20 protein-coding genes and 1 other RNA gene are annotated in these 21,223 nt (G+C 54.1%); 14 read left to right on the top strand and 7 right to left on the bottom strand.

What is annotated here, in order from left to right; all coding sequences use genetic code 11:
• Positions 1-114 precede the first annotated feature (114 nt).
• A complete protein-coding gene (metK, locus tag JBO43_RS15245; RefSeq protein WP_095283288.1) occupies positions 115-1,269 on the bottom strand; it encodes a methionine adenosyltransferase in 1,155 nt (384 codons plus the stop codon).
• A gap of 423 nt (positions 1,270-1,692) precedes the next feature.
• Between metK and JBO43_RS23290 the strand changes: the two genes are divergently transcribed.
• From JBO43_RS23290 to speB, 4 genes are all read left to right on the top strand, one after another.
• Positions 1,693-1,845: a small protein YqgG gene (locus JBO43_RS23290; RefSeq protein WP_456237259.1), complete on the top strand. Its 153-nt coding sequence runs from the start codon at positions 1,693-1,695 to the stop codon at positions 1,843-1,845.
• Between the two features lie 87 nt (positions 1,846-1,932).
• On the top strand, positions 1,933-2,064 hold the full coding sequence (gene yqgB / locus JBO43_RS15260; RefSeq protein ID WP_133159635.1) for an acid stress response protein YqgB: 132 nt from the start codon (positions 1,933-1,935) through the stop codon (positions 2,062-2,064).
• An 8-nt stretch (positions 2,065-2,072) separates the two neighbouring features.
• On the top strand, positions 2,073-4,049 hold the full coding sequence (gene speA, locus JBO43_RS15265; protein WP_103946634.1) for a biosynthetic arginine decarboxylase: 1,977 nt from the start codon (positions 2,073-2,075) through the stop codon (positions 4,047-4,049).
• A 241-nt stretch (positions 4,050-4,290) separates the two neighbouring features.
• Positions 4,291-5,211: an agmatinase gene (speB, locus tag JBO43_RS15270; protein WP_002434404.1), complete on the top strand. Its 921-nt coding sequence runs from the start codon at positions 4,291-4,293 to the stop codon at positions 5,209-5,211.
• 84 nt (positions 5,212-5,295) lie between these two features.
• Here the strand turns inward: speB and loiP are convergent, their stop codons facing one another.
• Positions 5,296-6,054, bottom strand: coding sequence for a metalloprotease LoiP (loiP, locus tag JBO43_RS15275; RefSeq protein WP_095283285.1), 759 nt, complete (start codon positions 6,052-6,054; stop codon positions 5,296-5,298).
• Between the two features lie 271 nt (positions 6,055-6,325).
• On the opposite strand from loiP, the gene tkt reads away from it, so the two are divergent.
• The 5 genes from tkt to JBO43_RS15300 all read left to right on the top strand — a co-directional run bounded on the left by tkt (position 6,326) and on the right by JBO43_RS15300 (position 13,165).
• Complete coding sequence (gene tkt / locus JBO43_RS15280; protein ID WP_095283284.1) at positions 6,326-8,320, top strand: transketolase; 1,995 nt, start codon at positions 6,326-6,328, stop codon at positions 8,318-8,320.
• A 392-nt stretch (positions 8,321-8,712) separates the two neighbouring features.
• Complete coding sequence (epd, locus tag JBO43_RS15285; protein ID WP_103946633.1) at positions 8,713-9,732, top strand: erythrose-4-phosphate dehydrogenase; 1,020 nt, start codon at positions 8,713-8,715, stop codon at positions 9,730-9,732.
• Between the two features lie 49 nt (positions 9,733-9,781).
• The gene (gene pgk, locus JBO43_RS15290; RefSeq protein WP_095283282.1) at positions 9,782-10,945 is read left to right on the top strand and encodes a phosphoglycerate kinase; all 1,164 of its coding nucleotides are present in this window, start codon (positions 9,782-9,784) and stop codon (positions 10,943-10,945) included.
• Between the two features lie 92 nt (positions 10,946-11,037).
• The gene (fbaA, locus tag JBO43_RS15295) at positions 11,038-12,117 is read left to right on the top strand and encodes a class II fructose-bisphosphate aldolase (protein ID WP_095283281.1); all 1,080 of its coding nucleotides are present in this window, start codon (positions 11,038-11,040) and stop codon (positions 12,115-12,117) included.
• A gap of 187 nt (positions 12,118-12,304) precedes the next feature.
• On the top strand, positions 12,305-13,165 hold the full coding sequence (locus JBO43_RS15300; RefSeq protein ID WP_095283280.1) for a small-conductance mechanosensitive channel MscS: 861 nt from the start codon (positions 12,305-12,307) through the stop codon (positions 13,163-13,165).
• Between the two features lie 49 nt (positions 13,166-13,214).
• Here JBO43_RS15300 and dctP read toward each other — a convergent pair whose 3' ends face one another.
• Complete coding sequence (dctP, locus tag JBO43_RS15305) at positions 13,215-14,264, bottom strand: TRAP transporter substrate-binding protein DctP (RefSeq protein WP_202674656.1); 1,050 nt, start codon at positions 14,262-14,264, stop codon at positions 13,215-13,217.
• A gap of 184 nt (positions 14,265-14,448) precedes the next feature.
• Here dctP and argO point away from each other — a divergent pair, with 184 nt between their 5' ends.
• Positions 14,449-15,084, top strand: coding sequence for an arginine exporter ArgO (argO, locus tag JBO43_RS15310; protein ID WP_095283278.1), 636 nt, complete (start codon positions 14,449-14,451; stop codon positions 15,082-15,084).
• 88 nt (positions 15,085-15,172) lie between these two features.
• Entirely contained in the window at positions 15,173-15,916 is a 744-nt protein-coding gene (locus tag JBO43_RS15315; protein ID WP_103946629.1) for an oxidative stress defense protein, read from the top strand.
• Positions 15,917-15,945: 29 nt separating this feature from the next.
• On the opposite strand, the gene argP is transcribed toward JBO43_RS15315, so the two are convergent.
• Positions 15,946-16,839 (bottom strand): DNA-binding transcriptional regulator ArgP, encoded by an 894-nt coding sequence (argP, locus tag JBO43_RS15320; protein WP_095283276.1) that lies wholly within the window; start codon positions 16,837-16,839, stop codon positions 15,946-15,948.
• A 188-nt stretch (positions 16,840-17,027) separates the two neighbouring features.
• Here argP and rpiA point away from each other — a divergent pair, with 188 nt between their 5' ends.
• Both rpiA and serA read left to right on the top strand, forming a co-directional pair.
• Positions 17,028-17,687 carry a ribose-5-phosphate isomerase RpiA gene (gene rpiA / locus JBO43_RS15325; protein ID WP_202674657.1) on the top strand — a complete coding sequence of 220 codons (660 nt, stop codon included), beginning with the start codon at positions 17,028-17,030 and terminating at the stop codon, positions 17,685-17,687.
• 264 nt (positions 17,688-17,951) lie between these two features.
• On the top strand, positions 17,952-19,184 hold the full coding sequence (serA, locus tag JBO43_RS15330) for a phosphoglycerate dehydrogenase (protein ID WP_095283274.1): 1,233 nt from the start codon (positions 17,952-17,954) through the stop codon (positions 19,182-19,184).
• A gap of 105 nt (positions 19,185-19,289) precedes the next feature.
• On the opposite strand, the gene JBO43_RS15335 is transcribed toward serA, so the two are convergent.
• From JBO43_RS15335 to zapA, 3 genes are all read right to left on the bottom strand, one after another.
• On the bottom strand, positions 19,290-19,886 hold the full coding sequence (locus tag JBO43_RS15335; protein WP_202674658.1) for a 5-formyltetrahydrofolate cyclo-ligase: 597 nt from the start codon (positions 19,884-19,886) through the stop codon (positions 19,290-19,292).
• Between the two features lie 24 nt (positions 19,887-19,910).
• A non-coding RNA gene (gene ssrS / locus JBO43_RS15340) (6S RNA) lies at positions 19,911-20,094 on the bottom strand.
• Positions 20,095-20,135: 41 nt separating this feature from the next.
• Entirely contained in the window at positions 20,136-20,465 is a 330-nt protein-coding gene (zapA, locus tag JBO43_RS15345; protein ID WP_015960320.1) for a cell division protein ZapA, read from the bottom strand.
• A 168-nt stretch (positions 20,466-20,633) separates the two neighbouring features.
• Between zapA and JBO43_RS15350 the strand changes: the two genes are divergently transcribed.
• Positions 20,634-21,212, top strand: a complete 579-nt coding sequence (locus JBO43_RS15350; protein WP_133159632.1) for a YecA/YgfB family protein — start codon at positions 20,634-20,636, stop codon at positions 21,210-21,212.
• The last annotated feature ends 11 nt before the right edge of the window (positions 21,213-21,223 follow it).

A 21,223-nucleotide genomic window follows, 5' to 3' on the forward strand; every position in this document is an offset into this window, starting at 1 on the left:
ACCTACAAAACCGTAGCTCGTAGGTCGGGTAAGCGTAGCGCCACCCGACAAAGGCAGCGCACAGAAATGCAAAAGGCCAGCACGAGGCTGGCCTTTTCAAACGCTATCGGTCGATTACTTCAGGCCGGCAGCTTCACGCAGCAGAGCGGCTTTGTCGGTTTTTTCCCATGGGAAATGTTCGCGACCAAAGTGACCGTATGCTGCGGTTTCTTTGTAGATTGGGTGCAGCAGATCCAGCATCTGGATCAGGCCGTATGGACGCAGGTCGAAGAACTCGCGCACCAGCAGAGTCAGCTGTTCGGTAGAGATCTTCTCGGTACCGAAAGTTTCGACCATGATGGACGTCGGTTCTGCCACGCCGATAGCGTAGGAAACCTGGATCTCACAGCGATCGGCCAGACCCGCAGCGACGATGTTTTTCGCCACATAACGCGCCGCGTACGCCGCAGAACGGTCAACTTTAGACGGATCTTTACCGGAGAACGCGCCGCCACCGTGACGCGCCATGCCGCCGTAGGTATCAACGATGATTTTACGACCGGTCAGACCGCAGTCGCCCATTGGGCCACCGATCACAAAACGGCCAGTCGGGTTGATGTGGTATTTGGTAGAGGCATTCAGCCATTCTGCAGGCAGAACGGGCTTGATGATCTCTTCCATCACCGCTTCCTGCAGCGTTTTCAGCGCAACGTCTTCGGAGTGCTGAGTCGACAGTACAACCGCGTCGATACCGACGATTTTGCCGTCATCATACTGGAAAGTGATCTGGCTTTTTGCATCCGGGCGCAGCCACGGCAGCGTGCCGTTTTTACGCACTTCTGCCTGACGCTGCACCAGACGGTGAGCGTAAGTGATTGGCGCAGGCATAAGAACGTCGGTTTCGTTGGTCGCATAGCCAAACATCAGGCCCTGGTCGCCAGCACCTTGCTCAAGCGGATCGGTACGATCAACGCCCTGGTTGATGTCCGGGGACTGTTTGCCAATCGCGCTCAAAACGGCGCAAGAGTTGGCATCAAAGCCCATATCAGAATGCACGTAGCCGATTTCACGCACGGTATTACGGGTGATCTCTTCGATATCAACCCATGCACTGGTGGTGATCTCACCACCCACCAGAACCATGCCAGTTTTGACATAGGTTTCGCACGCCACGCGCGCTTTAGGATCCTGTTCCAGGATCGCATCCAGCACTGCATCGGAGATTTGGTCAGCGATTTTATCAGGATGCCCTTCTGATACAGACTCGGACGTAAACAGGTGTTTTGCCATGTTATATTTCACCTAAGGAGTATTTGGTAAGCTCAAACTGCTGTGCGCAATGGCCGTAGAAGACGATTCTACCAAGACCAGCAGGTAAATAAAACCGGCAGTCTGAGTGTTAATCAGTATAGATGGATTAACATCTGGACGGCTATTTTAGGTCACTTCTTCGCCCGATTTCCAGTTTTTTTTGACCCCGCTCTCATTGTGCTAAAAACGCAGGTGGAAATTTTTCCTGACGGTGCTGGCAAGGTGCGCATTTATATTTTGCATTTTGGGAGTTATGTGGGTATAAAACGCGGCGCGCGGCTCATACAAAAAAGCGCTCGATGATGTCATCGTGTCGCCACTTCCAGCCGGGTTGAGCAGTGAATACTTAGCTTTGGCTTGAGGTCCGTCTTCTGAAGGCGGCCGTGGAGGTGATACCCGATAATGAACCAACGTTTTCCGCTAACTCAGTTACGCCGTTCTGGCGTGCGTCTGTTTCCCGCAATCCGCATTTCTAATCTGCAAACCTGCCGATGTTATACCCATTTCGGTGCTTCTCAGGATTCCAGGGCCGGTCATCCGCTTGGTGAAAACTGAACAAGGGCGCTCTTGTTAATTCAGGAGTTATCTCGTGGTTTCGCCGAACCTTGTCATACAGAGTTCGGTTACGTGTTTTACAATGATATGAATAAGAAACCGGTCGCACGGTCTGAATTTCAGCACACTCTGCTGGAAGACGGGGCCGTTTATGGGTTGTTATCGCGGTGTGACACTGCGATAGTAGTCAACTGTTTTACACTTAATACAAAGAGTTGAGGTTCGCTATGTCTGACGACATGTCTTCAGTTTCGCCTTCGTCAGCGGGCGAACAGGGTGTACTACGTTCTATGCAGGAGGTTGCGATGAGCTCCGAAGAGGCCAGCAAGATGCTGCGCACATACAATATTGCCTGGTGGGGTAATAACTACTACGACGTCAACGAACTGGGCCACATCAGCGTTTGCCCGGATCCTGACGTACCGGAAGCTCGTGTGGATCTCGCCAAACTGGTGAAAGCGCGCGAAGCGCAGGGCCAACGTCTGCCAGCACTGTTTTGCTTCCCGCAGATCCTGCAACACCGTTTGCGCTCCATCAACGCCGCGTTCAAACGTGCGCGTGAGTCCTATGGTTACAAGGGCGACTACTTCCTGGTCTATCCGATTAAGGTCAACCAGCATCGTCGCGTCATTGAATCCCTGATCCACTCCGGTGAACCACTGGGTCTGGAAGCCGGTTCTAAAGCGGAACTGATGGCGGTACTGGCGCACGCAGGTATGACGCGTTCGGTGATTGTCTGTAACGGCTATAAAGACCGCGAATATATTCGTCTGGCGCTGATTGGCGAGAAGATGGGCCACAAGGTCTATCTGGTTATCGAGAAGATGACTGAAATCGCTATCGTGCTGGAAGAAGCTGAACGTCTGAACGTGGTACCGCGCCTCGGTGTGCGTGCGCGTCTGGCGTCCCAGGGCTCCGGGAAATGGCAGTCCTCTGGCGGCGAAAAATCCAAATTTGGTCTGGCGGCAGGTCAGGTTCTGCAGCTGGTGGAAATGCTGCGCGAGCGCGGTCGTCTGGACAGCATCCAGCTGCTGCACTTCCACCTCGGTTCGCAGATGGCCAACATTCGCGATATCGCCACGGGCGTACGTGAATCCGCGCGTTTCTACGTTGAGCTGCATAAGCTGGGCGTGAACATCGAGTGCTTCGATGTGGGCGGCGGTCTGGGCGTGGACTATGAAGGGACGCGCTCGCAGTCTGACTGCTCCGTGAACTACGGCCTGAACGAATACGCCAACAACATTATCTGGGCGATTGGCGATGCCTGCGAAGAGAACGGTTTGCCGCATCCGACGGTAATCACCGAATCTGGCCGCGCGGTGACTGCGCACCACACGGTGCTGGTCTCTAACATCATCGGCGTGGAGCGCAGCGAAAATACCGAAGCGACCCCGCCGCAGGAAGATGCGCCACGTGCTCTGCAAAACATGTGGGAAACCTGGCAGGAAATGCATGAACCGGGCAACCGTCGTTCACTGCGCGAATGGCTGCACGATAGCCAGATGGATCTGCACGACATTCACGTCGGTTATTCATCGGGCACCTTCAGCCTGCAGGAACGCGCCTGGGCAGAGCAGTTGTATCTGAACATGTGTCATGAAGTGCAGAAACAGCTCGACCCGAGCAACCGTGCGCACCGTCCGATTATCGACGAACTCCAGGAACGTATGGCGGATAAGATTTACGTCAACTTCTCCCTGTTCCAGTCGATGCCGGATGCCTGGGGTATCGATCAGCTGTTCCCGGTTCTGCCGCTGGAAGGGCTGAATCACGCGCCGGAACGTCGTGCGGTGCTGCTGGATATCACCTGTGATTCCGACGGGGCTATCGATCATTACGTGGACGGCGACGGGATTGCCACCACTATGCCGATGCCGGAATATGACCCAGAGAACCCGCCAATGCTGGGCTTCTTTATGGTCGGCGCGTATCAGGAAATTTTGGGCAACATGCATAACCTGTTCGGGGATACCGAAGCGGTGGACGTGTTTGTCTTCCCTGACGGCAACGTCGAAGTGGAGCTTTCCGACGAGGGCGACACCGTGGCGGATATGCTGGAATACGTGCAGCTGGATCCGAAAAAACTGCTGACTCAATTCCGCGATCAGGTGAAAAACACCGATCTGGACGCCGGACTGCAACAGCAGTTCCTGGAAGAGTTTGAAGCGGGTCTGTACGGGTACACCTATCTGGAAGACGAGTAATGTTGTCCCCTCACCCTAACCCTCTCCCACGGGGAGAGGGAATATGACCCCCTCTCCTCGTGGGAGAGGGATGGGGTGAGGGCAACAGAGCGTGAAACTCCCTTGAACCTGTACGAATTAACGGCGATAATTCGCTCCAATATGCAGTTTCCGAATCAATCCCTTCCTCGTCGGGTTTAACGACGCGGAGGGGATTTTTTTTCATCTATTTTCTTGTATCGACTCTACACGAGGTCAGGACATGAGCACTTTAGGTCATCAGTACGACAACTCTCTGGTATCTAACGCGTTTGGTTTTTTACGTCTTCCGATGAACTTCCAGCCGTACGACAGCGACGCTGACTGGGTGATTACTGGCGTTCCGTTTGATATGGCGACTTCGGGTCGTGCCGGTGGCCGTCACGGCCCGGCGGCGATCCGTCAGGTTTCCACTAACCTGGCCTGGGAACACAACCGCTTCCCGTGGAACTTCGATATGCGCGAGCGCCTGAACGTCGTCGACTGCGGCGACCTGGTGTATGCCTTCGGCGACGCGCGTGAGATGAGCGAAAAACTGCAGGCCCATGCTGAGAAACTGCTGGCTGCCGGTAAGCGCATGCTCTCTTTCGGCGGTGACCACTTCGTGACGCTGCCGCTGCTGCGCGCCCACGCGAAACATTTCGGTAAAATGGCACTGGTGCATTTTGATGCCCACACCGACACCTACGCGAACGGCTGCGAGTTTGACCACGGCACTATGTTCTATACCGCGCCGAACGAAGGGCTGATCGATCCGAACCATTCGGTGCAGATCGGGATTCGTACTGAATTCGACAAAGACAACGGCTTCACGGTGCTGGACGCCTGCCAGGTCAACGATCGCGGCGTGGACGATATCATCGCTCAGGTGAAGCAGATCGTGGGCGATATGCCGGTGTATCTGACCTTTGACATCGACTGTCTGGACCCTGCGTTTGCACCGGGTACCGGTACGCCGGTGATTGGCGGTCTGACGTCTGATCGTGCAATCAAACTGGTTCGCGGTCTGAAAGATCTGAACATCGTGGGGATGGACGTCGTGGAAGTGGCGCCTGCTTACGATCAGTCTGAGATCACCGCTCTGGCAGCGGCGACGCTGGCGCTGGAAATGCTGTACATCCAGGCAGCCAAAAAAGGCGAGTAATCAAGAAATTGCCCGGCGGCGTAGCACTTGCCGGGCATGCTAATCTTGTAGGCCGGGTAAGGCGTTAGCCGCCACCCGGCTTTTTTATTTAATGCCGTCTGCCGCCATGCGATCGCGGATGTGCTGCGCGCGTTCAGCGGAAGCCGGGTGATCGTCAAACATCGAGCTTTGACGGCCTTCTTCCAGTTTTGCCAGTTTCTCAAAGCTGGTCGCTAAGCCTGAAGGATTGATGCCGCGTTTGCGCAACAGATCGTAAGAGTAGTCATCGGCTTCGGATTCCTGACGCTGGGAGAACTGGGAGTTCACCAGTTTTTCGCCCACATCGCCCAACTGGGATTGCGACAGGCTGCCGACGATACCGCCCGCAGAGGCCGCCGCCGCACGCACGGCGTTGGTGCCGAGCGCCACCTGCATTCCTTTCTTCACGTGACCGAGCGCGACGTGGCCCATTTCGTGGCCGATCACCGCTTCGACTTCGTTATCCGTCATCATATCCATCAGGCCGCTGTAGACGCGGATGCAGCCGTTAGCCATCGCAAACGCGTTCACATCTTTCGCCATGTAGACTTTGTAGTTCACCGGCTGACCGTTGATGTTATCGCCGAGCGCAGCGGCAATCTTGTTCAGACGCTGTGCGTAAGTGCTACTGGCGGGGGCGATGGTCGCTTTAGCGTCCATGTCTTTGCACGCCTGATCGCTCAAGGCTTTGACCTGCGCATCGCTCAGGGAATAGGCCTGAAAAGCCTCTGCTCCAGAGCTCATCAGACCGTTTGAATCCATATTCTGACAGCCGCTCAGCAGCAGCGTCGTACCCAGGGCCAGCACTATTGCACGCATTTTCATGATGTTGCTTCCGTACTCGTTAACTGAAAAAAGTCTGAAAAATGCTCCGGCAGCGAAGCCGCAGTCGAGCTAAGTATAAGGAATATCTGGAGGCCCGGGCGAGTAGATTGCGCAACATGCGAGCATGATCCAGAGATTTCTTAAACGGCAAAAGAATGCTCCATGTACATGCTTTGTCGCTTGGGTTACATTGTTGGCACTTTTTTCTGGCATAGCCCAAAACGCGCTGTCGTCAAGGGCACGGCCTTTAACAGTCCGATCTGGAGTTAAAATGTCCTCACGTAAAGAGCTTGCTAATGCTATTCGTGCGCTGAGCATGGACGCAGTACAGAAAGCCAAATCCGGTCACCCGGGTGCCCCTATGGGTATGGCTGACATTGCCGAAGTCCTGTGGCGTGATTTCCTGAACCATAACCCTCAGAACCCGTCCTGGGCTGACCGTGACCGTTTCGTACTGTCTAACGGCCACGGCTCTATGCTGATCTATAGCCTGTTGCACCTCACAGGTTATGCGCTGCCAATCGAAGAGCTGAAAAACTTCCGCCAGCTGCATTCCAAAACTCCAGGTCACCCGGAAGTGGGTTACACCGCTGGCGTTGAGACCACTACCGGTCCGCTGGGTCAGGGTATTGCGAACGCGGTCGGTATGGCGATTGCAGAGAAAACGCTGGCGGCACAGTTCAACCGTCCAGGCCACGACATCGTTGACCACTTCACCTACGCCTTCATGGGCGACGGCTGTATGATGGAAGGCATTTCTCACGAAGTGTGCTCCCTGGCCGGTACCCTGAAACTGGGCAAACTGGTTGCGTTCTACGATGACAACGGTATCTCCATCGATGGTCACGTTGAAGGCTGGTTCACTGACGACACTGCTAAACGTTTCGAAGCCTACGGCTGGCACGTTGTACGTGGCGTTGATGGCCACGATGCTGCTGCGATCAAACGCGCAGTAGAAGAAGCGCGCGCTGTGACTGACAAACCATCCCTGCTGATGTGCAAAACCATCATCGGTTTCGGTTCTCCAAACAAAGCCGGTACCCACGATTCTCACGGCGCACCGCTGGGCGACGCAGAAATTGCACTGACCCGCGAACAGCTGGGTTGGAAATACGCGCCGTTTGAAATCCCGTCTGAGATCTACGCTCAGTGGGATGCGAAAGAAGCAGGCCAGGCTAAAGAGTCCGTCTGGAACGAGAAATTCGCTGCTTACGCGAAAGCCTTCCCTCAGGAAGCGGCTGAATTCACCCGTCGTATGAAAGGTGACATGCCGGAAGATTTCGCAGCGAAAGCGAACGAAATCATCGCCAAACTGCAGGCTAACCCTGCGAAAATCGCCAGCCGTAAAGCGTCTCAGAATGCGATCGAAGCGTTTGGTCCGCTGCTGCCAGAATTCCTCGGCGGCTCTGCTGACCTGGCACCGTCTAACCTGACCATCTGGTCTGGCTCTAAAGCGATTAACGAAGATACCGCCGGTAACTACATCCATTACGGTGTGCGTGAATTCGGTATGACCGCGATTGCCAACGGTATTTCCCTGCACGGTGGTTTCCTGCCGTACACCTCTACCTTCCTGATGTTTGTGGAATATGCACGTAACGCCGTGCGTATGGCTGCGCTGATGAAACAGCGTCAGGTGATGGTCTACACCCACGACTCTATCGGTCTGGGTGAAGATGGTCCGACTCACCAGCCGGTTGAGCAGGTCGCGTCTCTGCGTGTGACCCCGAACATGTCCACATGGCGTCCATGTGATCAGGTTGAGTCCGCGGTTGCGTGGAAATATGGCGTTGAGCGTCAGGACGGTCCTACCGCGCTGATCCTCTCCCGTCAGAACCTGGCACAGCAGGACCGTACCGAAGAGCAGCTGGCGAACATCGCTCGCGGTGGTTACGTGCTGAAAGATTGCGCAGGTTCGCAGCCGCAGCTGATCATCATCGCTACCGGTTCCGAAGTTGAACTGGCGGTTGCTGCATGGGATAAACTGTCTGCCGAAGGCGTGAAAGCGCGCGTGGTCTCCATGCCGTCTACCGACGCGTTCGACAAGCAGGATGCCGCTTACCGTGAATCCGTACTGCCGAAAGCCGTGTCTGCACGCGTTGCAGTGGAAGCGGGTATCGCTGACTACTGGTTCAAATACGTGGGCCTGAACGGCGCTATCGTCGGTATGACCACCTTCGGCGAGTCTGCACCTGCAGAACTGCTGTTCGAAGAGTTCGGCTTCACCGTTGAGAACGTGGTCGCGAAAGCGAAAGAACTGCTGTAATCGCCGCTTATGGGGTGTGTGCGGCCTGATGCCCTCACCCCAACTCTCTCCCACGGGAGAGGGCGCAAACATCAAAAACGGTAACCTATGGGTTACCGTTTTGCTTTTCCCTCCACCCGGTTTTTTTGTATCCGCTATTCCTGATTCATGTAACATCCCTGTGAATTATTCCATTGAAAATGTGACGTATGTCATATAGCTGGCTTATTGCTCCGGGCGAACGTTCCTTTTATTCCCCGTTTCGCTTATTCTTGCTGAAGCGTTTCAGTCGATTAAATGTTCGACAATTGACCAATCAGTCGCAGTTTGTGACAGGCAAGGATTCCCCTCTGAGCGTAGCTGGATTACTCTTTCAGCCACTTCAAACTCAGGGATAGCCTTGCAGGAGACCTATGACCGTACGCGTAGCGATTAATGGCTTTGGTCGCATCGGACGTAACGTGGTTCGTGCTTTATATGAATCCGGACGTCGGGCGGAAATCACCGTAGTGGCTGTCAATGAACTGGCAGACGCGGCGGGTATGGCGCATTTGTTGAAATACGATACCAGCCATGGGCGCTTTGCCTGGGATGTTCGCCAGGAAAGAGAGCAACTGTTCGTCGGCGATGATGTGATTCGCGTCCTGCATGAGCGCAGCATTGAAGCGCTGCCGTGGCGTGAGTTGGGTGTGGATGTGGTGCTTGATTGTACCGGCGTGTACGGCAATCGCGAACACGGCGAGGCGCATCTGGCAGCAGGCGCGAAGAAAGTGCTGTTTTCCCATCCCGGTGGTCACGACCTCGACGCAACCGTCGTCTACGGTGTGAACCATCTTGAGCTGCAAGCTGAACACCGTATCGTCTCCAACGCCTCCTGCACCACAAACTGCATTATTCCGGTCATCAAACTGCTAGACGATGCTTATGGCATTGAATCGGGCACAGTCACCACGATTCACTCCGCCATGCACGATCAGCAGGTTATCGACGCGTATCACCCGGACTTACGTCGCACGCGCGCGGCGAGTCAGTCAATCATTCCGGTGGATACGAAACTGGCGGCTGGGATCACCCGTATTTTCCCTCAGTTTAACGATCGATTTGAAGCCATTGCGGTCCGCGTGCCGACCATAAATGTCACCGCGATTGACCTCAGTGTTACCGTGAAGAAACCGGTAAAAGCTAATGAAGTCAACCTGTTGTTGCAAAAAGCGGCACAGGGTACATTTCATGGTATAGTTGACTATACGGAATTACCGTTGGTCTCAGTAGATTTTAACCACGATCCGCACAGTGCCATTGTCGATGGTACACAGACGCGGGTCAGCGGTGCCCACCTCATCAAAACGCTGGTGTGGTGCGATAATGAATGGGGCTTTGCTAACCGGATGCTCGACACCACGTTAGCCATGGCCGCACAAGGTTTCAGGTAGGGCGCAAAGTGCGCATGCAAAACTTTAAGAATCAACGAGAGGATTCACCATGTCTGTAATTAAGATGACCGATCTGGATCTGGCAGGTAAACGCGTTTTCATCCGTGCCGATCTGAACGTACCTGTTAAAGATGGCAAAGTGACCAGCGACGCACGTATTCGTGCTTCTCTGCCAACCATCGAACTGGCACTGAAACAGGGTGCGAAAGTGATGGTAACCTCTCACCTGGGTCGTCCGACCGAAGGCGAGTACAACGAAGAATTCTCTCTGCTGCCGGTTGTTAACTACCTGAAAGACAAACTGTCTAACCCGGTACGTCTGGTTAAAGACTACCTGGACGGCGTTGAAGTGGCGGCAGGTGAACTGGTTGTTCTGGAAAACGTTCGCTTCAACAAAGGCGAGAAGAAAGACGACGAAGCACTCTCCAAGAAATACGCTGCCCTGTGCGACGTATTCGTAATGGATGCATTCGGTACAGCTCACCGTGCACAGGCTTCTACCCACGGTATCGGTAAATTCGCAGACGTCGCTTGCGCAGGTCCACTGCTGGCAGACGAACTGGAAGCACTGGGTAAAGCACTGAAAGAACCAGCGCGTCCAATGGTTGCTATCGTTGGTGGCTCTAAAGTTTCTACCAAACTGACCGTTCTGGATTCCCTGTCTAAAATCGCTGACCAGCTGATTGTTGGCGGTGGTATCGCGAACACCTTCGTTGCTGCTCAAGGCCACAACGTGGGTAAATCCCTGTACGAAGCGGACCTGGTTGACGAAGCAAAACGTCTGCTGACCACTTGTGATATCCCAGTCCCAACGGACGTTCGCGTGGCAACTGAGTTCTCTGAAACTGCAGCGGCTACCCTGAAATCTGTTAACGACATCAAAGATGAAGAGCAGATTCTGGATCTGGGTGACGTTTCTGCACAGAAACTGGCTGATATCCTGAAAAATGCGAAAACCATTCTGTGGAATGGCCCGGTTGGCGTGTTCGAATTCCCGAACTTCCGCAAAGGCACTGAAATCGTGGCTAACGCAATCGCAGACAGCGAAGCGTTCTCCATCGCAGGCGGCGGCGATACTCTGGCGGCAATCGACCTGTTCGGTATTTCCGACAAAATCTCCTACATCTCCACTGGTGGCGGCGCATTCCTCGAATTCGTGGAAGGCAAAGTTCTGCCAGCAGTAGCTATGCTCGAAGAGCGCGCTAAGAAGTAAGCCATTCATGGGCAGGGAAACCTGCCCAAATTTCAGCGTGCTTATTAGAGCTCGCACCTTTTCTAACGGCCGAAGATACAGGACTACGTAACATGTCTAAAATTTTTGATTTCGTAAAACCTGGCGTGATCACTGGTGATGACGTTCAGAAAGTGTTCCAGGTAGCTAAAGAGAACAACTTTGCTCTGCCAGCAGTTAACTGCGTGGGTACCGACTCCATTAACGCCGTACTGGAAACCGCTGCAAAAGTTAAAGCGCCGGTCATCGTCCAGTTCTCTAACGGTGGCGCAGCATTCATCGCCGGTAAAGGCGTGAAAACTGACGTTCCTCAGGGCGCAGCAATCCTGGGCGCAATCTCTGGTGCGCATCACGTACACCAGATGGCTGAGCACTACGGTGTTCCAGTTATCCTGCATACCGACCACTGCGCAAAGAAACTGCTGCCGTGGATCGACGGTCTGCTGGACGCTGGCGAAAAACACTTCGCAGCGACCGGTAAGCCACTGTTCTCTTCCCACATGATCGACCTGTCCGAAGAGTCACTGCACGAAAACATCGAAATCTGCTCCAAATACCTGGCGCGTATGTCCAAAATGGACATGACCCTGGAAATCGAACTGGGTTGCACCGGCGGTGAAGAAGACGGCGTGGACAACAGCCACATGGACGCTTCTGCACTGTACACCCAGCCAGAAGACGTTGATTACGCGTACACCGAGCTGAGCAAAATCAGCCCACGTTTCACCATCGCGGCATCTTTCGGTAACGTACACGGCGTTTACAAGCCAGGTAACGTGGTTCTGACTCCGACTATCCTGCGCGATTCTCAGGAATACGTTTCTAAGAAACACAACCTGCCGCACAACAGCCTGAACTTCGTCTTCCACGGCGGTTCCGGTTCTTCTGCTCAGGAAATCAAAGATTCCGTAAGCTACGGTGTAGTTAAAATGAACATCGATACCGATACCCAATGGGCAACCTGGGACGGCATCCTGCAGTACTACAAAACCAACGAAGCTTACCTGCAAGGTCAGCTGGGCAACCCGAAAGGCGAAGACCAGCCGAACAAGAAATACTACGATCCACGCGTATGGCTGCGTTCTGCCCAGACTTCTATGATCACCCGTCTGGAGCAGGCATTCAAAGAACTGAACGCGGTTGACGTTCTGTAATTTGAGCTGCTTTTAGCGCTAAAGAGGTCCGCATTTGCGGGCCTTTTTTAATGCCTTTTCAACGGGCTGCATTGGCGGATTTTGTGATCTGTTTGGCATAATCCGCGCTTTTTGTTTACCCTTTACTAACCTGCCTGTCTCCCAAGTGAGATGGATTTTTTTGTCTGGATTAGAAAAGGAAGAATGAATGGATGATCTCGGTGTAGTAGATGGCATTAATAACGCAGGCACCTGGCTGGTGCGCAACCAGGCGCTACTGCTGAGTTATGCGGTAAACATCGTGGCAGCAATTGCGATTATTATCGTCGGGATGATCGTGGCACGCGTGGTGTCCAATGCGATCAACCGCGTGATGCGTGCGCGTCAGATTGACGCCACGGTAGCCGATTTCCTCTCTGCGCTGGTGCGCTACGGCATTATTGCCTTTACGCTTATTGCTGCGCTGGGACGCGTCGGAGTGCAGACGGCTTCCGTCATCGCAGTACTCGGTGCTGCCGGTCTGGCTATCGGTCTGGCCCTGCAGGGTTCTCTCTCAAACCTGGCGGCAGGCGTGCTGCTGGTGACCTTCCGTCCGTTCCGCTCCGGTGAATATGTTGATTTAGGTGGCATTGCCGGAACCGTACTGCAGGTGCAGATTTTCTCCACCACCCTGCGCACCGTTGATGGCCGTATTGTGGTGGTGCCAAACGGGAAAATTATCGCCGGGAATATTATTAACTTCTCCCGCGAGCCGGTACGTCGCAACGAACTGTTGATTAGCGTCGCATACGATTCTGATATTGATCAGGTTAAAGCGCTGCTCACCCGCATCATTGAGTCGGATGAGCGCATCATCAAAGACCGCGAAATGACCGTGCGTCTGAATGAGCTGGGGGCGTCGTCGATCAATTTCGTGGTGCGCATCTGGAGCAAAAGCGGTGACCTGCAGAACGTTTACTGGGACGTGCTGGAGCGTATTAAACGTGAGTTTGATGCCAACGGTATCAGCTTCCCGTATCCGCAGATGGACGTGAACTTCAAGCGTGTGAAAGAAAACGCGAGCGAGTAAATCCGCCCGGAAAGACAACGCCCGCTGGGAGAACCCGGTGGGCGTTTTTTTATCTTATGACGTCGTTAACAATGGTGCTGACACCCTTCATCAGCAGGCCCGCATCCGTTATCCCTTTATCTTCCTGCTGAGTCACCCATTCAGCCTGAATCTGCTGATATCCGGTGGCGGTTTGCCAGGCTTCCAGCTCCTGATTCGTCAGGTAGTGAATGGATGCGCCATCTTTTTTCATCTGGTTTACCATCTCAAGCAGATTCGCGTCTTGCGCTGCCCCGAGACGTCTTTGCGTCGCGGCGGCTGCCCGTTTGATGGCACCGCGATCCTTCACGTCGAGACCATCCCACACCGTTTTATTCATCACCAGAAGATAAACGTGCCCGAGCCACAGGGAAGGGGAGAGCTGAATATGCGGAGCTGCACGCTCGGCATGAATATCGTGCCCGCTGTCGAGGTTAACCATCAGGCCATCAAGTTGCCCCTCTGCCAGCGCGTCGGTGATTTTGTCATTCCACGGCATACTCACCGGCACGCCACCCGCGTTGCGTAAAAATGACTGATGCCAAAAGCTGGCAGTTCGCCATTTGCTGCCGTTCAGCTGATCCAGTTTGACGTTGGGTTGGGTGGTAAAAAAACCGACCGGATAGCCGAGGAAAAATTGCAGGTTAACGAGGTTATTTTTTTCCAGCTCGTTGTCGAACTGGCGATACTCACTGAAAATGCGCCGAAACGTCGCCACCTGCGCATTACCGCTGGCGGGCCCGAGAGGGAAGCTCTTGAAAATCTGGTGTCGCGGGAGCAGGTCTGGCGTGTATTCGGGAACTACAATCCCGATATCCGCGACATCGCCCCGGCTAATCGTCTTCAAGGCGTCATAGCTGGTGGAGAGCTCGCCGTTCCAGTGCGCCTCGATTTTCAGGCGGCCGATCGATTCGGTCTCAATCGCTCTAAAAAAGGTCTCTTTGATGAGCCGGGTGCGCATGTTTCCGTACGGTTCATGATCCGTATAGCGCAACGTTGTGGTCGCGCTGGCGGTGGCGGCCCACACACTGGCAACGACCCATCCGGCACAGAAGAGTAAAGCCTTCGCGTTATGCTTCATATCCATTCCTTTGGTACGGTTGCTGGTACCTCCAGCATACGCTAAATCCTCAATGAAAACGTTTGTCGGAATCCCAATCCGCTACTATTAGCCATACTTATTAGGGATTAAAATTATCAATTTCCTCTAATGAAGATCTCGCAGTATAGTCTGCCGTAACGACAATCCTGTGAGATTATTTTCCATGTTATCTTATTATTTTCAAGGTCTTGTGCTTGGCGCAGCCATGATCCTTCCGCTCGGTCCTCAGAATGCATTCGTCATGAACCAGGGGATTCGCCGTCAATATCATTTAATGATTGCGATGCTCTGCGCCGTCAGCGATTTAGTGCTGATTTGCGCCGGGATTTTTGGCGGCAGCGCACTGCTGATGCAATCCCCCTGGCTGCTGGCGCTGGTGACCTGGGGCGGAGTGGCATTCCTGCTGTGGTACGGTTTCGGCGCACTGAAAACTGCCATGAGCAGTAATCTCGAACTGGCCAGCGCCGAAGTGATGAAGCAGGGGCGCTGGAAGATTATTGCCACCATGCTGGCGGTGACCTGGCTTAATCCGCACGTCTACCTGGATACTTTTGTGGTGCTGGGCAGCCTCGGCGGTCAACTCGATGTTGAACCCAAACGCTGGTTTGCTCTGGGAACGGTAAGCGCGTCTTTCCTGTGGTTCTTCGGTCTGGCGATCCTGGCCGCCTGGCTCGCTCCGCGTTTACGTACTGCCAAAGCACAGCGAATCATTAATACTCTGGTCGGTGTGGTGATGTGGATTATCGCCTCCCAGCTGGCGAAAGAGGGGATTAATCACGTGCAGGTATTGTTCAACTAAGCGTTGTCTTATGGACAACTGAAACAGACGCGCTAAGCTTGCTGGCATGCGCCCTTCGGTGGGCACTTCGCAACATGGAGGAATAACAGTGAAGTTTAAAGTGATGGCCCTGGCGGCATTAGTAGGTTTAAGCGCAGTGTCGGTACAGGCAAACGAATTGCCAAATGGTCCGCACATTGTCACTTCCGGTACCGCAAGCGTGGATGCGGTTCCCGATGTTGCAACGCTGGCGATTGAAGTGAACGTCGCGGCAAAAGATGCGGCGTCAGCTAAGAAACAGGCTGACGATCGCGTTGCGCAATATCTCTCTTTCCTTGAGCAGAACGGCGTTGCGAAAAAGGACATTAACTCCGCGAATCTGCGCACTCAGCCGGATTACGACTATCAGAATGGCAAAAGTATTCTGAAAGGTTACCGCGCGGTGCGTACCGTTGAAGTCACGCTGCGTCAGCTGGACAAGCTGAACTCGTTGTTAGATGGCGCGCTGAAAGCGGGGCTGAACGAAATCCGTTCCGTGTCGCTGGGCGTTGCGCAACCAGAGAAATACAAAGACGAAGCGCGTAAAGCGGCGATTGACGATGCCGTGCGTCAGGCTGAGCAACTGGCATCTGGCTTCAAATCGAAGCTCGGCCCTGTGTATAGCGTGCGCTACCACGTCTCTAACTATCAGCCAAGCCCGATGGTTCGTATGATGAAGGCGGATGCTGCACCGGCTTCCGCACAGGAAACCTACGAGCAGCCGACCATTCAGTTCGACGATCAGGTTGATGTGGTGTTCCAGCTTGAGCCTGCACAGGGCCAGCAAACGGCACCAGCACCTGCACAACAATAATGAAAAAGCCGGGGAAGCCCGGCTTTTTTTTAATCCTGCCTTAACACCTTATGGCCGTAAGCCAGCAGTGCATCGGTGACGTTGCGCATCATGCGGCTTTCCGGCGCAAATCGGTGCCAGTACAACATCCGACGCTGATACAGCCCCGGCGTTAAGTCGATAAGCTCACCGCTCTTCAACTCTTTCTCAATCTGCAAATGCGGAATCATGCAGCAGGTGGTTCCCTGACGCGCAAGCTGCACGAAGGCTTCCGACGAGTTCACGATATGACACGGCACGCTGCCCGGCGGCAGGTCGAAGTTCTGCTGTAAAAATGCCTGATGCATATCGTCGAGATGGTCGAACGCCACAGCGGGCGCTTTCAGCAGCGCGGCGCGGGTGACACCATTCGGGAAATACTTGTCGGCGAACTCTTTTGAGCCAACGAACAGATAATCGAGCGCACCCAGTTGATCGACCAGACAGCTTGGCAATGCCTGCGGCTGGATACTGACGGCACCCACCACTTCGCCGCGACGCAGACGCTCCTGAGTACGGGTTTCATCTTCCACCTGCAAGTTGAGGCGAATCGGTGAGTCAGCCAGAACAGTGGAAAGAGCAGGCAGCAGCCAGGTTGCCAGACTGTCGGCGTTCACCGCCAGCGACAGCAGCAATGGTGTGGAGCCAGTCTGTTCATCGCCCAGCCACTCTTCTTCCAGTAGCTCAACCTGACGCAGCAGGGCGAGCAGCTTCTGCCCTTGCTCCGTCGGACGTGGCGGAACCGTACGTACCAGCAGCGGTTGTCCGAACATATTTTCAAGCTGTTTGATTCGCTGTGACACGGCGGATTGAGTGATGCACAGCTTTTGCGCCGCGCGCTCAAAACCTCGTTCACGAATGACGGCATCAAGCGCCTGTAGTGTTCTGTAGTCCGGACGTTTCATTGCGGGGCAGTACTCCTGAATTTTGCTGATTCTGCACTATGACACAAATTTACCTTTGTGACAGACCAATTCCGACCACATCGGATCTGTCAGAGCTTTGCTCGTTAATGTGACACCGGTCACAGGGACATTCCCCGCCTGCCTGTTCTATAATGCGCCCTGAGTTTTCACACCACAGGCAAAAGATCATGACGCAGGATGAACTGAAAAAAGCAGTAGGATGGGCCGCTCTCCAGTACGTACAACCCGACACTATTGTTGGTGTAGGGACTGGCTCGACCGCCGCACACTTTATTGATGCGCTCGGTACGATGAAAGGGCAGATCGAGGGCGCGGTATCCAGCTCTGATGCCTCCACGGAAAAGCTGAAAAGCCTCGGCATTACTGTCTTCGATCTGAACGAAGTGGATCGTCTGGGGATTTACGTTGATGGTGCCGATGAGATCAACGGCCATATGCAGATGATCAAAGGCGGCGGCGCGGCGCTTACGCGCGAGAAGATCATTGCTTCCGTGGCGGATAAGTTTATCTGTATCGCGGATTCTTCAAAACAGGTGGATATCCTGGGCAGTTTCCCACTGCCGGTAGAAGTGATCCCGATGGCGCGCAGCGCAGTCGCTCGCCAGTTGGTGAAGCTGGGTGGTCGCCCGGAATACCGTCAGGGCGTCGTGACGGACAACGGTAACGTGATCCTCGACGTTCACAATCTGGAAATTCTGGACGCGGTAGCAATGGAAAATGCCATTAACGCGATCCCAGGCGTCGTGACCGTAGGGCTTTTCGCCAACCGTGGCGCGGATGTGGCGCTTATCGGCACCGCCGATGGCGTGAAAACCATCGTAAAATGATCTGACGGGGGGAGCACTCCCCCCGCTAAATATTTTTCAAAAGCCAAATTCGGTGACTTGTGTCACGTTTTTTCGCCTGATCTGACGATCCTGCCGCTTTCCTGATTAACCACAGCATTTTCCTCTGACATTTCGCTCTGGATGACTTTTCTTCAGAGTGCCGACGCAAACGTTCATATTGCTGCAATAGTTTTTTTTGATATGTTGGCTAGAGCGGATTTAAATCCAGCACAACATCAGTTCAGACAAAACAGGGTCGGGTAAATGGCAAAGGTATCACTGGAAAAAGACAAGATTAAGTTTCTGCTCGTCGAAGGGGTGCATCAGAAAGCACTGGATAACCTTCGTGCAGCAGGTTACACCAACATCGAATTCCACAAAGGCGCGCTGGACACAGAGCAGCTGAAAGAATCCATCCGTGATGCCCACTTTATCGGCCTGCGATCCCGTACCCATCTGACTGAAGACGTTATTGCCTGCGCGGAGAAGCTGGTGGCGATCGGTTGTTTCTGCATCGGGACCAACCAGGTGGATCTGAATGCGGCGGCCAAACGCGGCGTACCGGTCTTTAACGCGCCGTTCTCCAACACCCGTTCCGTGGCGGAGTTAGTGATTGGCGAGTTGCTGCTCCTGCTGCGCGGCATTCCTGAAGCCAACGCCAAAGCCCACCGTGGCGTGTGGAACAAACTGGCCTCTGGCTCGTTTGAAGCGCGCGGTAAAAAGCTGGGGATCATCGGCTACGGCCATATCGGTACGCAGCTCGGTATTCTGGCGGAATCTCTCGGGATGAACGTCTTCTTCTACGATATCGAAAACAAACTGCCGCTGGGTAATGCGACCCAGGTTCAGCATCTGTCCGATCTGCTCAACATGAGCGATGTGGTAAGCCTGCATGTGCCAGAAAACGCCTCTACCAAAAACATGATGGGTGCAGAAGAGCTGGCGCTGATGAAGCCGGGTTCGCTGCTGATCAACGCCGCGCGCGGTACGGTGGTAGATATTCCTGCCCTGTGCGAGGCCCTGCGCAGTAAGCATCTGGCGGGCGCGGCTATCGACGTCTTCCCGACGGAGCCGGCGACCAACACCGATCCGTTCACCTCTCCGCTGTGTGAATTCGACAACGTGATCCTGACGCCGCACATTGGCGGCTCGACTCAGGAAGCGCAGGAAAACATCGGTCTGGAAGTGGCGGGCAAACTGAGCAAATATTCCGATAACGGTTCTACGCTGTCTGCGGTGAACTTCCCGGAAGTGTCTCTGCCGCTGCACGGCGGTCGTCGTCTGCTGCACATCCACGAGAACCGTCCTGGCGTGTTGACGGCGATTAACCAGATTTTCGCCGAGCAGAGCGTCAACATTGCCGCGCAGTACCTGCAAACCAACTCGCAGATGGGCTACGTGGTGATTGATATCGAAGCGGATGACGATGTGGCGGAGAAAGCGCTGCTGAGCATGAAGGCGATTCCAGGCACGATTCGCGCGCGTCTGTTGTACTAATTCTGCGGTTTGATGTGTCGGGTGGCGCTGTCGCTTTCCCGACCTACAGGTTAATCGTGGCTTTGTAGGCCGGGTAAGGCGTAGCCGCCACCCGGCTTTATTATTTCACCACTCCCACACTTTCGATGGCGTCACTACCGCAGGCAGCGGAATATCCCATTTCTCCACCGGCAGCGCTTTTACACCCTGACAATCATGGGCATAACCCACCGGCTGCACACCGTACTGCTGCCAGTTCTGCAGCGTGCGATCGTAAAATCCGCCGCCCATCCCCAGACGCTGACCGCTCTCATCAAAAGCCACCAGTGGCGTAATCAGCACGTCTAAATCCTGCAAGGGCAGAACGTCGCGCACATCGAGTTTAGGTTCGGTGATTTTCAGGCGGTTCACCACCAGTTCGCTGTGCGGATGGTAGTGCAAGAACAGCAGATTGCCCGGACTGAACGGGTGCAGCACCGGCAAATAGACTTTTTTTCCGGCGCGCCAGAGTTGTTCGAGCAGCGGTTGGGTATCAAGCTCACCATCAAACGACAGAAACAGGGCAACCGTACGCGCCATCACGACGGGCGGATAGGCCATCATACGGGCGGCAGCAGTTTGTGCGAAATGAGCTTGTTGTTCGGGCGAAAGCGCTCGACGAGTTTTACGGATTAGCTGACGGATGTCTTGTCGGGAAGCAGGGACTTCAGGAAATTGAGTCATGATGCTTGAAGGTAGTAAAGAAGGGGAATCTCCGAGATGCCGCCGCAGGCTGTAACCCTTGAACCCTTGGTTCAAGGTGAATGTGTCGTCATAGTCTTAAGGCTTCTCGGACGAACCGAGCATGCTCACCGACCATGGAGCGCCACATTCTTGTGGTATGAAATATCGGCTCAGGGGACTGGCCCGCTTGCGAACATCTCAGAGAAATTTTGTCTTCACAGTCACTCTACCATAGTCAACTGCAAAGTGTTATTCAAACTTTTGTCCCGGTCTTTCGGGAGTGCGACCCTGATCAAGCAACGCTTGTTCGATGGTCTGCTGGAGCATTTTAATGCGTTGCTCCATGCTCGCCGCGTAGTCGCGGGTCTTCGCTTTTTCCTGAGTTAATTCATAGCTGATGTTCAACGCGGCGATGAAAACCAACTGCTCAGTATTTGTGACTCTAGTGCGTTCTTTTAGATCTTGCAACCGCTGATTCAAATCGTCCGCAGCCTGGCTCAAAGCATCTCTTTGCTCAGGCGGACAATTCACTCGCAGCGAACGGCCAAAAATCTGGAGATCGACGGGTTGTGCAGACATGCCACCTTCCTGCTGATTGACTGCGCGACCTTCGCTCACGGCCCTGGGGGCTGCGAAGGGGCGACACTATAGCTACCATGATATGAAGATACAAGCCCTTTTCTGGTATCTCCAGTGTCCAAAGTGGTAGCATATCATGAATATTCCTCCCAACGATGACGAATGCGCATGTCTATACAGAACGAAATGCCTGGTTACAACGAAGTAAGCCAGTTACTTAACCAGCAGGGCGTGGGTTTGACCCCTGCTGAAATGCACGGTCTGATCAGTGGCATGCTGTGCGGCGGAAACAGCGACAGCTCTTGGCAGCCGCTGCTTCACGACCTGACGAACGAAGGCCTGGCCTTTGGTCACGAACTGGCGGAAGCGCTGCGCAAAATGCACTCGGCGACCAGCGACTCTCTGGAGGATGACGGTTTCCTTTTTCAGCTTTATCTGCCTGATGGCGACGATGTTAGCGTCTTTGATCGCGCCGATGCGCTGGCGGGCTGGGTAAACCACTATCTGCTGGGCCTCGGCGTCACGCAGCCGAAACTTGATAAAGTGACCGGTGAAGCGGGTGAGGCCATCGACGATCTGCGCAATATCGCCCAGCTGGGCTACGACGAAGACGAAGACCAGGAAGAGCTGGAAATGTCCGTTGAAGAGATTATCGAGTACGTTCGCGTGGCAGCATTGTTATGTCACGACACCTTTACTCGCTCGCAGCTGACAGCACCGGAAGTACGCAAACCGACCTTACATTAACAAAAAGAACG

This window comes from Lelliottia jeotgali (assembly GCF_016771845.1).
In the GTDB taxonomy this organism is placed as follows: Bacteria; Pseudomonadota; Gammaproteobacteria; order Enterobacterales; family Enterobacteriaceae; genus Enterobacter; species Enterobacter jeotgali.